The sequence below is a fragment of the Psychrobacillus sp. BM2 genome, from assembly GCF_048572895.1.
In the GTDB taxonomy this organism is placed as follows: Bacteria; Bacillota; Bacilli; order Bacillales_A; family Planococcaceae; genus Psychrobacillus.
In genome coordinates, this window is record NZ_CP183878.1 from 1,832,506 (window position 1) to 1,845,366 (window position 12,861).

Here is a 12,861-nt window from a genome sequence, read left to right on the forward strand (position 1 = left end):
ATATGTTTAGGAACAAAAAAATCGGGAATAAATATTACCGAGGATTTTTTTCGGCGACTTTGTTCCTTTTATAAATTTTCATAAACAAACTACCGAGCAAAATACAATTTTGGAAGGAGAATGGTTCCAAATGAATTGGTATGAAAAGCTCAATCAATATTTTCCGGTAGATGAGATGAAATCGCGAGGTCATATGGAAGCACTTTTAGCTGATAAAGAAAATGTGTATATAAAAGATGAAAGTCCAAAGCATGTATTGATGTACGTGGAATTTGAAAACTTTGTCTTTGTAGATTATTTATTTGTTTCTAAGGAAGCTCGCGGAGAAGGTCTTGGTCGGAAACTATTAAATCAACTAAAAGAGAAAAATAAGGTTATTTTATTAGAAGTAGAGCCTGTTAACTATGAGGATAGTGATTCAGAAAAACGACTAAGGTTTTATGCTCGTGAAAATTTTAAACATGCCACTCACATTGGATATTCACGTCGTTCCCTTGCAACTGGTGAAAATACCATCTTGGAAATTTTGTATTGGTCCCCATCAGAAGAGGATGAATATGCAATTTACGAAGCGATGAAATGGACATATGAAAATATTCACACGTATAAAGATGAGGATTTTTATGGGGATTCGTATGACTCATCCCATGATGTTTTAGTATTTAATGAGGATAGTAAGAAGAACATGTTGAAGTCATTCTGAAGGTTTTACCACTTAATTCTCGCGCTCTTTTTGCAGCTAGATAAAGATTTTCCAAATAAGAAAAGAATTCATCTTAAATCGATAATGATTTAAGATGAATTCTTTTATTTTGCTTAAAAAGGTAATTATCTATTGATGGCTTCAAGAAGGGCGGTTTTTGGATTGATCTGCTATAAGTAGAAGACGTTGTTTCAATTCTTCTTCCATACGGCCGATTTCTATTTCTGCTGCTTTTCGTTTTACGCGGCCATCTGCTTGAATGCGCATGGTTTCTTCAATTGTTTGAAGTAGATTTTCTTGTGTTTTCTTCAATGTGTCGATCTCTACAATACCGCGTTCATTTTCTTTTGCGGTTTCAATACTATTAACCTTTAGCATTTCCGAGTTTTTCAGTAACAGATCATTCGTTGTTTTAGTAACTTGTTTTTGTGCAGCAACCGCTTTTTGCTGACGATTTAGTGTTAAAGCAATCGCGATTTGGTTTTTCCAAAGTGGGATAGAAGTCATAATGGATGACTGAATTTTTTCCGCAAGTGTTTGATTGGTTTGTTGAATCATACGAATTTGTGGTGCACTTTGAATCGTTATTTGTCGGGATAGTTGTAAATCATAAACCCTTTTTTCTAGACGATCCACAAATTGAGCCATATCATTTACTTCTTGAAATGCCATTTGATCATTGGAAAGTTCTGCTTTGCGTCTTAAATCTGGAATAGTTACATTCACTATGTCGTCTCGTTTTAATTCTGCTGCAGCAATATAAACATTCAATGCTTGAAAATAGGTTTTATTTTGATCGTATAGTTTATTGAGCATTTGAACATCTTCTACAAGTCCTCGTTTGGAATGCTCCAGTTGGATTCCAATACGGTCTATTTGTGTACTAAGTTTTTGATACTTAGTCATTAGTTCTTGTACGGATCGATTAACACGACTAAATAATTTTTTAATGCCCGATTTTTTCTCAGTTGATAGTTCCTCAGGATTAATCTCGGATAGTTTACTCATTAAATCACTTAAAATATCTCCAACAGGTCCAATATCTTTCTTTTGCACATGATCTAACATTTGATGAGAAAAACGGGTTAGCTCTGATTGAGCGTTAGCACCGTAAGTTAAAATTGCTTCGTAGTTACCAGCAGGAATCTGTTCTGCTAATTGGCGAGCTTTTTGTTGCTCTGCTTCCGATAATCGATCAATCAATTTAGTTGGAGCAGCTTCTGTTTCTGTGGAAACGGCTTGTGGTTTGGTTGTATCCAAATTAAATGGACTAGATAATAATTCGTCCATTAATATATCATCATTTGTATTCGATAACTTTTCGCTCATCTTCTGATTCTCCTTTTAAATATAAAGGTTTTTCTGTTTGTTTAACGGATAATTTAGCAAAATCTAGTTCCATTTTAAGGAGTTCCACATCAGAGGCTAATACATTGTTTAAATCTTCTTCCATTACTGTACTAATAGATTCTAATGTATCTCGTGTGTCTTGTAATGCTAATTTCATATCCTTGTTCTTCACTGGTTGTGAAACTAATAATGAATATTTGGATGTTAGTTCTACAGCAGAATCTAAATGTGCATAAAAGAAATTTTCAGCTTGGTAAAATTTCTTCGGATTAGATTTAACTAGTGAAATGATCCTTTTTGCTAATCGATTCATCTCGAATAATTGCTTAAAAGAACTGATAGAACGTACTTTCAAATATTGGCTATTTAACGCTTTTATCTTTTTATTTGCTTCTTTCAATTGTTGTTGAATATGGAAATACTCAGAAAGAGTCATTTGATGTTTTTTCATAATTCTTCTTTGCTGTATTTTCTTTATCGTAAAATTAGAAACAATATATACACCTATTGCTAAAGCGGAGCTCCAGAAAAATCCACTTTCAATTGAAAAAAAGAAAATAAACCAAGAAGTGATCATGATAGGTATATTTAAGCAATGGCGTATGAAGGTTTGAACTACTTCACTCATGATATTACCTCCTTTTTTATATACTACTATATACGATTCAACTAGAAGAAGGTTTCATTTTCAACGAATATTAAACAATATCTGACTCCATGGAGGTATAACCTTTAAGCTCATCAAAGATTTCAATTCTAAAAGCATTTGTCTGGGATAAAGGAGAGACGCCTTTTTGAATAAACGCTAAAAATTCTTCCAACTGGTTTGTATCACCTTCGATATCAATAACGATCAGTTTGTCGTCCGTTAGTTTGCAAATGCCTTTTAAACCAAGTGATTGAGCTTTTTGTTTCACTAAAAATCGGAAACCTACTCCATCTACATCGCCATGCATTTGAATATAAGCTCGTTTTTTCATAACATATTCTCCTAATCTGTAGTAAATAGTAATAACTATAACTTAACTTAAAAAGTAGCAATTTTCAATTTATAAATTCGTAAGCCGTTTAAGTAGACTTTTTATATAGGAGCAGTAAAATATGAGTTAATAAAAAAAGTTAGAGGCGATGAAAATGTTTGAAGTAATTTATATGAGAGCAGATTATGAGCCGTGGTGGCTTTTCGAAGGTTGGGAACAGCATATTGTAGAAAAACATGCTTTTGAACATGAATCCGAAGCGCGGTCTTTTTTAGATAGGAAACTAATAGAATTAAGGGGGATATTTCCGAAAGAAAAAACCAAGCAAAATATATATTGGGCTTTTTGGTCGGAAAAGGAACAATGCTTCTGTGAATCATGTGACGATGATTTACAAATATATCATGGATTGATATTGAATGATCTCCGCTAAACTATTTAGAATTGTGAAAATACTTATTGACTAAATTATAGCAGCTGATATAATTTAATTAACAATTCAAAGTGAAAAATACCGTAATATTTATTCACATATCCTATGAAGTGATCGATGTGAGATCGGTACTTCATGGAATATGTGAATTTTTTCACATATTGATTAATTTTTTGGGGGTAATAGAATGAAACAAGGCACAGTAAAATGGTTTAACGCAGAAAAAGGTTTTGGGTTTATCGAAGTAGAAGGTGAAAATGATGTATTCGTACACTTCTCAGCAATTCAAGGAGAAGGCTTCAAATCACTTGAAGAAGGCCAAAAAGTTGAATTTGATGTAGTTGAAGGTAACCGCGGACCTCAAGCTGCAAACGTTACAAAACTATAAGAATACAAAGAAGCACACCTTAAGGTGTGCTTCTTTTTCAGTTTTTCTTTTACGATAATATTTCCTTACATAATAATTGAAATATTTAAAATGCTATTAGGTTTAAAAATTTTTATATTAGGGTAAAAGAGTTCTAATGTATTATTTTCATAGGGGGAAAAAATTTTGGATGAGGCAATACTAGATCATAACTTGAAAGAATATTTACTTGAAAACAAACAAAATTTTGAACAATATTTATTGAACCAAGCTGTAAATGTCAGAGAGAAGATCAATGATATATTAAGAGTCGGAGATATCGATTTGATCAATAATGCTCATAAACTTACTCATTATATTGTTGATGGAAATAAGCAGGATAAACTAAGTGCTTTTGCAAAGCAAGAGGGTATTGCATGGGCTACATTTTCTTTAACACTATCGTTTAAATTGGAATGGATCCAGGCGATAAGAAGAACATTGTGGATTTTTATACAAAAATATAATAATGATATAGAATCTATTTCTATTGATGTTTTTTTGAGTTAGAAAAACAGATAAATAATCAAATAGTTCACTTTTTAAATGAATTCTTTATTAATTACTCGACATATAAAGATGCCCTTATTTCATCACAACGTAAAGTGGTGGAATCCCTTTCGGTACCAATCATACCGATTACACCATCTGTATGTATCTTACCGTTAATTGGATCAGTGGATACTTTTAGAACAAATATCTTGGAGGAAAAAGTGCTAACAGAGATTGGTCGTTTACACATTCAAACATTAATAATGTATCTGTCGGGAATTTCGGAAATGGAATCAGAGGTAATAGATCATTTAATGAAAATTAAATATGGTACTTCGATGATGGGCTGTGTTACAGTTATTACAGGCTTAAGACCGGATGTTGTTAGACAGATGATTCAATTAGGTGTTAGATTTGATCAGGAAACAAAAACCTATGCGACTTTGCAACAAGCATTGAACCAGCATTTAATCAATTGAAGGAAAGGTGGTTCGTGAAGTTGCTCACGAACCAACTTTCAACAAATATTCTGTAATGTTTGAAAAAAGTTTAATCGAAAGATCGATCTCCAGTAAGATTGGAAATTAGGTGGCTACATAAACTATTTATAGTCTACGTCTTCAATAATAGAGGAGACTGTAAATGGATCCTCAGAAGAATTTGAGATATAATCTCGTTGAATTTCTCCATAATCTTCAGCAAAATATTTCCTCATAAGATTTCCTTGTTCATCTGTTTTTTCCATTATAATTACGTTCTCGAAATTCTGTAAATCAGTTTCTAATTTTGTTGTAGAAGTAGTTATTTTCCAACCATCAAATTCTGTTCCAACTTCTAATGGCAGTTCCAAATAGACGGAGATGTCCTCCATTGCTTTTAGTTCCTCAAGGGATGGATTAGCTTCCTCATATGCTTCTCCTTGTTCATGGATAAGAGTGATTTGGGTTGGTGATATTTTATAATATCTTCTCATAACCGTACCGCCATTATCTTCATAGGTGGCCACATAATTATCATATAGATAGTGAGTTTTTAATGTAAAGGTAGCATATTCGTTGCCTATTCCTTTAAACTTTGCAGTGGAATTATCCTCTAAAAAGTAGTTCTTTAAATTTGTTTTTTCTTCTATTTCCATATCAGGATGGGTTTTTGATGATTCATTTGGTTCTGATGATTCTTGATTTGTACAAGAAATAAGAAAAATAATTGGAATTAACATTAGCATAAGTCTTTTCATTATAATCCTCCTTCCTCATTGTATTAGCCTTATTTCTTAAATAACACCATTGCGTGAGGATTAAACGTAGAAAAGCTTATAATGTTTCAAATTGTCTTTTTTTTGGTATAGTGAAAAGAGGAAGGGGATATGATGATGAATGTAGAACTCAAAAAAGAATTACCAACCTATGAAGAGCAGCAAGACTTCTATACAAAACTACGATCTAAAATCACAGACTATGTAGATAGTAAATCGGGTAAGGCAGGGAAGTTTACTCCATATCTTCTGTTTGCACCGGATTTATTTCATTTATTGGTAAAGTCGATGTTTGATGATAGATTAGATGCTAAGAGTAAAACACTCGTTGGGAGTGGAATATTGTATTTTATCACCCCACTAGACATATTGCCAGAAGGGTTAGTTGGACCAGGTGGTTTTATCGACGATATTATTGTAGCTACTTTTGTAGTGAATATGTTATTAAATAAATTTTCGCCAGAAGTGATTGAAGAGCACTGGGCTGGAAACGATAAATTATTAAACGTATTGAAGAAGATTTCAGAAACAAGTGATTCGTTGCTTGGTAAATTACCGACAAGGTCATTACTAGGAAGATTTCTTAAAACATCAAAAAAAGGGTGAGGAAACTAAGTTTTCCTTACCCTTTTTTCTTATATGTTGTTGCATTTTATGTTTAACTTGCTACTGTATTCTTACAGATTTTGTGCTTCTTTCCATTCTAGGAACTCATCATAAGTTAATTGTTTATCTAAGATAGATCCGTCTTCACGGATTTCAATTACGCGATTGGCAATTGTTTGGATGAACTGATGATCATGAGATGTGAAAATCATCGCACCTTTGAATAATGTAAGACCATTATTCAATGCTTGAATAGACTCCAGGTCCAAGTGGTTTGTAGGTTCATCTAGTAATAATACATTCGATTCTGAAAGCATCATTTTAGAAAGCATACAACGTACTTTTTCTCCACCTGATAGAACAGAAGGTTTTTTCTTCACTTCTTCTCCAGAGAAAAGCATACGACCTAAGAATCCTCGTAGGAAAGTTTCACTTTCATCATCAGGAGAATATTGACGTAACCAATCTACTAGTGATGGTTCGTTACCTTCAAAGTATTTTGCGTTGTCAAGCGGGAAGTAGGCACGCGTTGTAGTAACACCCCAACGTACGGAACCTTCTTTTGGTTCTTCTTCCTCCGCAAGTATACGTAACAATGCAGATTTCGCTAATTCATCTCCAAGAAGAATAATCTTGTCTTCTTTGTTCAACGTAAAGCTGAAGTTAGAGAAGAGTTTTTTGTCTTCCGTAGAATGACCTAAATCTTGAACTTGTAATACATCATTCCCGATTTCACGTTTCATTGAGAAGTTTACATATGGATATTTACGAGAAGATGGTCTGATATCATCTAGTTCTATTTTGTCTAGCATTTTCTTACGTGATGTTGCTTGTTTAGATTTAGATGCATTGGCACTAAATCGAGCAATAAATGCCTGAAGTTCTTTAATTTTTTCTTCTTTTTTACTGTTTTGATCAGCAGCTAATTTGCCAGCAAGTTGACTGGATTCATACCAGAAATCATAGTTCCCAACGTAAACTTGAATTTTACTGAAATCTAGATCCGCAATATGTGTACATACTTTGTTCAAGAAATGACGGTCATGGGATACTACAATTACAGTATTTTCAAAGTTAATAAGGAAGTCTTCTAGCCATTGAATAGCTTTAATATCTAAATGGTTAGTAGGCTCATCCAGTAATAGTACGTCTGGTTTACCGAAAAGTGCTTGAGATAATAGAACTTTTACCTTTTCTGAACCAGTTAGATCAGACATTTTCTTTTGATGCATGTCATCAGGAATACCAAGACCTTGTAAAAGTATTGCTGCTTCTGATTCCGCTTCCCACCCGTTTAAGTCAGCAAATTCGCCTTCTAATTCAGCTGCACGCATACCATCTTCGTCTGAAAAATCTTCTTTCATGTAGATAGCATTTTTCTCATTCATTACTTCATATAAACGTTTATGTCCCATCATAACTGTCTCTAAAACAGTGTGTTCTTCGTATTCGAAGTGATTTTGTTTTAAAATTGCTAAACGTTCATCTGGGTTCATAATAACATTGCCTTCTTGTGCCTCAATTTCACCAGACAAAATTTTGATAAATGTTGACTTACCTGCTCCATTTGCACCGATCAAACCATAACAGTTACCTGGTGTAAACTTTATATTTACGTCTTCGAACAATTTACGATCACCAAAACGAAGACTTACGTTACTTACTGCAATCATGCTAGTACCTCCTAAAATTCACAATGAACTTATTATAGCATGAAATAAGAACAAATTCTATAAATCCTTGATTTTATAGGGCTCCAAGGTACGTCAATTAATAACTGGCCCCATTAGCTTGTAAGCTTTGACTGAACAAGGATACGGATTCTACTTTTAACTCTGCTAATTCGTGATCATATATCTTATAGACCTCAACTGTATTCCCTAATCTTTCAGCTATTACTTTTATGTTTAGCTCAAGGTTCATTAAAATTGTACAATGGGTATGTCGTAAACCATGCAAAGTTATTTTAGGTAGTGCCGTTCTATCAAAAATTCTTTCCAGGGACCTATTAAAATTTGAAATAGGTCCAGCTCCATGTTCACTAATAAAAACGAATGTATCCTCGTTTAACATTTGACCATAAGAAAAAAGTGTTTTTTTACACCATTTTTGATAATTTTCGAGTTGCTGTATAACAAGGTCATCTACTAAAAGTGTTCTGTAAGAATTTTTAGTTTTTGGTGTACGCTCACCGAAATGGTCTCTAGTACGTTCGATTTTAATTGTTTTATTTTTAAAATCAATATCTTTCCACTGAAGTCCCATTGCTTCACCGCGGCAAACACCAGTATAAGCGAGAACCAAAAGAAACTATAATTTGTAACGGATTCATTTAAATGGCTATTTTTATCTGAGAATTATGACCAATTTTTAATTGGCGGATTACGATATCTGAACTGTTTCCTGTTTTTTGTTTAATGACTTCAAGATTCTCGGACAAAGAGCTTTCAATGAGATTCGGTGGTCTGTTGTTAGATTGATTTTGATTGTTTATCTCTTGGATCTTTCTATCATTTGTTGGATTCTTTCGTTTTAAAAATGAAAACATAGCTCAAATACCTTCTTTTTTTTTTATTTTGTTCATGATAGGAACTTTTTAAACAAAATGGAAAAAGATTAGCCCTGAATAAAAGTCAAATGGGAGATTTTTCATGTAGATGTTAAAATTTTTTCATTCTATACATCATTAAGAATATTAATTATTCTGAATATAAAATTCATTTTTGGGATAATCTTCAATGGATGAAAAGATTTGGAGGTGAAGCAATGTTTGAAAAGAAATTAGCACTTCATGAAACTTTGGAATTTCATGAAGTAATAAATTTTAAGACAGTATGTTTACTTAAATCTAAAATGATGCAAGGCATCGTTTTTGACCAAGATCTAAAAGCATTAATGGAGAAGGACGTAAAACAATCTATACCAGCTTTAACTGCAATGATAAAACTATATTCAAATTCTGAGTTAAAATAATTGGAGGTCGGTTCGTATGAATGATTATTTAGATCCTATAAATTCTGTTGGCATGCCCGAACTTACTGATTCAGGTATAGCCCTTGAATTTTTGTTATCAACAAAAACTGGAGTTAGAAATCTTTCAATTGCATTGACAGAAACAGCAACACCTACAATTAGAAAGTTATTACAGGAACAACTTGATGTAACCATTGCCTTATATTTCGAAATAGCAGATCTCATGATGAAAAAACAATGGTTAAACCCATATGATTTGGAACTTCAAAAACAATTGGATATAAAATCCGCTCAAAATGCAGTAGATATAGCTAATTTAAATCTCTTTCCGGGCGTTACAAATCGGAAAGGGATGTTTCCAAGCCCACCGAAGAAATAATGAATATAGAAGGAGATTTAATTAATGAAAGCTGTTACTTTTCAAGGTGTTAAAAATGTTCAAGTAAAAAACGTGAAAGACCCAAGTATCCAAAAAGCGGATGATATCATTGTTAAACTGACTACTACTGCCATTTGCGGATCAGACTTACACTTAATTCATGGGATGATCCCAAACCTTGGAGAGGATTATGTTATTGGACATGAACCTATGGGAATTGTAGAAGAAGTCGGTAAGGATGTAACGAAAGTTAAAAAAGGGGATCGCGTTATCATCCCATTTAATATAGCATGTGGTCAATGTTGGTACTGTAATCATGAATTAGAAAGTCAATGCGACAATGCGAATGAAAATGGAGAAATGGGCGCATATTTTGGCTACTCAGACACGGCGGGAGGGTTCCCAGGTGGTCAAGCGGAATTTATGCGAGTTCCATATGCTAATTTTACTCCTTTTAAGATTCCAGAAAACAGTGAAGTTGCGGATGAAAGTTTAGTGTTACTTGCAGATGCTGCATCAACAGCATTTTGGAGTGTAGACAATGCGGGAGTGAAAGCAGGGGATACGGTCGTAATTTTAGGATGCGGCCCAGTTGGTCTGTTAGCACAAAAATTTGCATGGTTAAAAGGTGCAAAAAGAGTTATTGCAGTGGATTACGTTGGTTATCGGTTAAAACATGCAAAACGTACGAATAACGTGGAGATAGTTAACTTTGAAGATCATGAAAATTGTGGTGAATATTTAAAAGAAATAACACAGGGGGGAGCAGATGTAGTCATTGATTGCGTAGGAATGAGTGGAAAAATGACTCCACTGGAATTTCTTGCATCTGGCCTGAAATTACAAGGAGGAGCAATGGGAGCTCTAGTAATAGCAAGTCAAGCTGTTCGCAAAGGTGGAACAATTCAAATTACAGGAGTTTATGGGGCACGTTATAATGCATTCCCATTAGGTGACATCTTTCAACGAAATGTGAATATTAGGACAGGTCAAGCTCCAGTTATTCACTATATGCCGCATATATATAATTTAATTGCCCAAGGTAAGGTTGATCCAAGTGATATTGTCACTCATGTACTCCCTTTAGATCAGGCTAAGCATGGCTATGAAATATTTGACACTAAAATGGAAGACTGTATAAAAGTTGTACTAAAACCTTAAATATATAGCAGGTTAGTTTTCGAGCATCTCTTATGAGGTGCTTTTTATAGTGGAGGAATAACCTGGATTGATGTAAAAAGAAGAACAATTTGATACTAAATAGTATTTAATACATTTGGATGAAATTGTGGATGTTTTTGTATGAAATAGAGTCGAGGTGTTAAACATGGATAATAAACAAAAAGAAGAAGTAAAACAATTGATAGTGGCCATGATGAAGTAAATGCCTCGAGAAAAGAGCTACTACATATGTCAAAGGAAAACTTCGATGAGCTGGCAGAATATTGTCGTATTTTAGATGAAAGAGAAACCACCAAACCGTTAATTTGGTAGGTGGCTGTTTTGAGATGTTTTTTTGTTGGCCATAGAAGTTTTTCTTATTGAACTGATTGGATTAGATAGGTTTCTTCAATTTCACCCACAGTTAAGGGTGGGCTGAACAGATATCCTTGGCCACTAGGACATCCAAACTTCTTAAGGAGATTTACATGCTTGTCTGTTTCAATTCCTTCAGCAACGACGTTTAGGTTTAAATTTATTCCTATATCAATTATCGATTTAACAAGAGCTAAATCCTTGGAGTCGTGCATTCCGCCACGAATAAAAGACTGATCAATTTTCAACGTGTCTACGGGTAGTTTCGTTAATAGACTTAGAGAAGAGTAACCCGTCCCAAAGTCGTCTATCGAAATGCCAATACCCATTTTTTTAAATTGTGAGAGGATAGGATGTACTATTTCAAAATCTTCAAAAACGCTTTCTGTCACTTCAACCTCAAAATATTTAGGTTCTACCTTTGTGGCCATCATGCACATTTCTATATACTCCGTTAATTTGGTATATCGAAACTGATGAGGAGAAACGTTCACGGACACTTTAACGAGTGAATAGCCTTTTGCCTCCCATCTGGAGATCTGATTTAAAGCCTCTTTGATAACCCAATTCCCGATTTCATCTATTAAGCCTGTTTCTTCGGCAATTGGAATAAAATCCATAGGAGGTACATTACCAAGCACCGGGTTTCTCCATCGAATAAGCGCTTCCAGTCCATTGAGTTCTAAAGTGGCCAAATCCATCTTAGGCTGATAATGAAGAAAAAACTCATTATTTTCTATTGCTTTCCGCAGTTCTGTTTCAACCTTGATTTTTTGGTCTTGCTTTTCCTTTAGGCGTTTATTAAACATCTTGAAATTGTTTTTGCCAGCTTGTTTTGCAGAGTACATAGCCATGTCCGCAAGATTTATCAGTTCAGTTAATTCGGTACTGTCAGAAGGAAAATAGCTTACGCCTATACTAGTAGTAACATATATTTCATTTCCTTCAATGAGATAAGGAACCTTAATTTGTTCAATAATCTGTTCAGCAATCATAAGAGCAACATCTTGGCTTTTATTGTTGATTAATACGATAAATTCATCGCCGCTTAAATGAAACACAGAGATGGATTCATTTTGGAATGATCTTAATGTTTCAGCTATTCCTTCTAGCAACGCATCACCCACTCTATGTCCAAACTTATCATTTATCAGTTTCAACCTGTCGATGTCCATAAATAGAACTGAAACTGTATTTGAATGCTTTATGTCGATAAGTTTTCTATCAAGACTTCTTCTGTTAGGAAGATTGGTTATTTCATTATGATTTGCTAGGAAATCGATATGTTGTTCCTTGATTTTAATGTCGGTTAAATCCCTTACAACGCAAACAATCTTGTTTGTTTCTTCGACTTTGGAAAGCGTAAGCTCTTGCGGAAATTTCGTTCCGTCTAACCTGGTTCCAACTGTCTCGCCTCTCCAAAGCCTTCTTTCATTTAAGATGGGAATAACATTTAAAATTCCTTGCACAGCTTCTTCATCGTAGCAAATATGCCAGGTGTTATTCAACAGGTGTTCTTTAGTAAATCCATACATGGTGGCATGAGCTTCATTTGCAAATACAAATTTACCATCTTCATCTGTAATGCCAATTCCATCTATTGAAGAATCCAAACCATATGAATATTCAATCAACGTTAGCTCTGTCTGGCTTAATCTTTTTATATCTCGCTCTTTCATTGTGACCCCCTAATGACCCAACATAATTTTTTTAAAATCTTATTTTTTATCGGTAAAGAGAAGAGATTA

The 12,861-nt window shown here is 33.9% G+C and carries 14 protein-coding genes and 1 pseudogene; 8 read left to right on the forward strand and 7 right to left on the reverse strand.

Translation table 11 applies throughout. The features are described from left to right. The first annotated feature begins 130 nt into the window (after window positions 1-130). Window positions 131-703, forward strand: a complete 573-nt coding sequence (locus ACN6MX_RS08670) for a GNAT family N-acetyltransferase (RefSeq protein ID WP_419962220.1) — start codon at window positions 131-133, stop codon at window positions 701-703. Window positions 704-844: 141 nt separating this feature from the next. Here the strand turns inward: ACN6MX_RS08670 and ACN6MX_RS08675 are convergent, their stop codons facing one another. The 3 genes from ACN6MX_RS08675 to ACN6MX_RS08685 all read right to left on the reverse strand — a co-directional run bounded on the left by ACN6MX_RS08675 (window position 845) and on the right by ACN6MX_RS08685 (window position 3,033). Further along, on the reverse strand, window positions 845-2,032 hold the full coding sequence (locus ACN6MX_RS08675) for a toxic anion resistance protein (RefSeq protein WP_419962221.1): 1,188 nt from the start codon (window positions 2,030-2,032) through the stop codon (window positions 845-847). Further along, complete coding sequence (locus ACN6MX_RS08680; protein WP_419962222.1) at window positions 2,004-2,681, reverse strand: 5-bromo-4-chloroindolyl phosphate hydrolysis family protein; 678 nt, start codon at window positions 2,679-2,681, stop codon at window positions 2,004-2,006. The genes ACN6MX_RS08675 and ACN6MX_RS08680 overlap by 29 nt, the downstream gene beginning before the upstream one ends. Window positions 2,682-2,751: 70 nt before the next feature. Continuing rightward, a complete protein-coding gene (locus tag ACN6MX_RS08685; RefSeq protein ID WP_419962223.1) occupies window positions 2,752-3,033 on the reverse strand; it encodes an acylphosphatase in 282 nt (93 codons plus the stop codon). Between the two features lie 154 nt (window positions 3,034-3,187). Between ACN6MX_RS08685 and ACN6MX_RS08690 the strand changes: the two genes are divergently transcribed. From ACN6MX_RS08690 to ACN6MX_RS08700, 3 genes and pseudogenes are all read left to right on the forward strand, one after another. Further along, window positions 3,188-3,466, forward strand: a complete 279-nt coding sequence (locus ACN6MX_RS08690; protein WP_419962224.1) for a DUF1033 family protein — start codon at window positions 3,188-3,190, stop codon at window positions 3,464-3,466. 187 nt (window positions 3,467-3,653) lie between these two features. Further along, window positions 3,654-3,854 carry a cold-shock protein gene (locus ACN6MX_RS08695; protein WP_419962225.1) on the forward strand — a complete coding sequence of 67 codons (201 nt, stop codon included), beginning with the start codon at window positions 3,654-3,656 and terminating at the stop codon, window positions 3,852-3,854. Between the two features lie 162 nt (window positions 3,855-4,016). Beyond that, window positions 4,017-4,843 (forward strand): annotated as a pseudogene (locus tag ACN6MX_RS08700) (STAS domain-containing protein). Window positions 4,844-4,965: 122 nt separating this feature from the next. Here the strand turns inward: ACN6MX_RS08700 and ACN6MX_RS08705 are convergent. Beyond that, complete coding sequence (locus ACN6MX_RS08705) at window positions 4,966-5,601, reverse strand: hypothetical protein (RefSeq protein ID WP_419962226.1); 636 nt, start codon at window positions 5,599-5,601, stop codon at window positions 4,966-4,968. Window positions 5,602-5,730: 129 nt separating this feature from the next. Here ACN6MX_RS08705 and ACN6MX_RS08710 point away from each other — a divergent pair, with 129 nt between their 5' ends. Beyond that, window positions 5,731-6,225 carry a YkvA family protein gene (locus ACN6MX_RS08710; protein ID WP_419962227.1) on the forward strand — a complete coding sequence of 165 codons (495 nt, stop codon included), beginning with the start codon at window positions 5,731-5,733 and terminating at the stop codon, window positions 6,223-6,225. Window positions 6,226-6,296: 71 nt separating this feature from the next. Here ACN6MX_RS08710 and ACN6MX_RS08715 read toward each other — a convergent pair whose 3' ends face one another. Next, window positions 6,297-7,898, reverse strand: coding sequence for an ABC-F family ATP-binding cassette domain-containing protein (locus ACN6MX_RS08715; RefSeq protein ID WP_419962228.1), 1,602 nt, complete (start codon window positions 7,896-7,898; stop codon window positions 6,297-6,299). Between the two features lie 97 nt (window positions 7,899-7,995). Further along, entirely contained in the window at window positions 7,996-8,490 is a 495-nt protein-coding gene (locus ACN6MX_RS08720) for a site-specific integrase (protein WP_419962229.1), read from the reverse strand. A 501-nt stretch (window positions 8,491-8,991) separates the two neighbouring features. Here ACN6MX_RS08720 and ACN6MX_RS08725 point away from each other — a divergent pair. Genes ACN6MX_RS08725 through ACN6MX_RS08735 form a run of 3 tightly spaced genes read left to right on the forward strand, consistent with a single transcriptional unit; the run spans window position 8,992 to window position 10,738 of the window. Beyond that, complete coding sequence (locus ACN6MX_RS08725; protein ID WP_093061030.1) at window positions 8,992-9,198, forward strand: spore coat protein; 207 nt, start codon at window positions 8,992-8,994, stop codon at window positions 9,196-9,198. Between the two features lie 16 nt (window positions 9,199-9,214). After that, window positions 9,215-9,577 (forward strand): spore coat protein, encoded by a 363-nt coding sequence (locus ACN6MX_RS08730; protein WP_211894093.1) that lies wholly within the window; start codon window positions 9,215-9,217, stop codon window positions 9,575-9,577. Between the two features lie 24 nt (window positions 9,578-9,601). Beyond that, complete coding sequence (locus ACN6MX_RS08735) at window positions 9,602-10,738, forward strand: zinc-dependent alcohol dehydrogenase (protein ID WP_419962230.1); 1,137 nt, start codon at window positions 9,602-9,604, stop codon at window positions 10,736-10,738. Window positions 10,739-11,115: 377 nt separating this feature from the next. Here ACN6MX_RS08735 and ACN6MX_RS08740 read toward each other — a convergent pair whose 3' ends face one another. Further along, the gene (locus ACN6MX_RS08740; RefSeq protein WP_419962231.1) at window positions 11,116-12,792 is read right to left on the reverse strand and encodes a putative bifunctional diguanylate cyclase/phosphodiesterase; all 1,677 of its coding nucleotides are present in this window, start codon (window positions 12,790-12,792) and stop codon (window positions 11,116-11,118) included. Window positions 12,793-12,861: the final 69 nt, after the last annotated feature.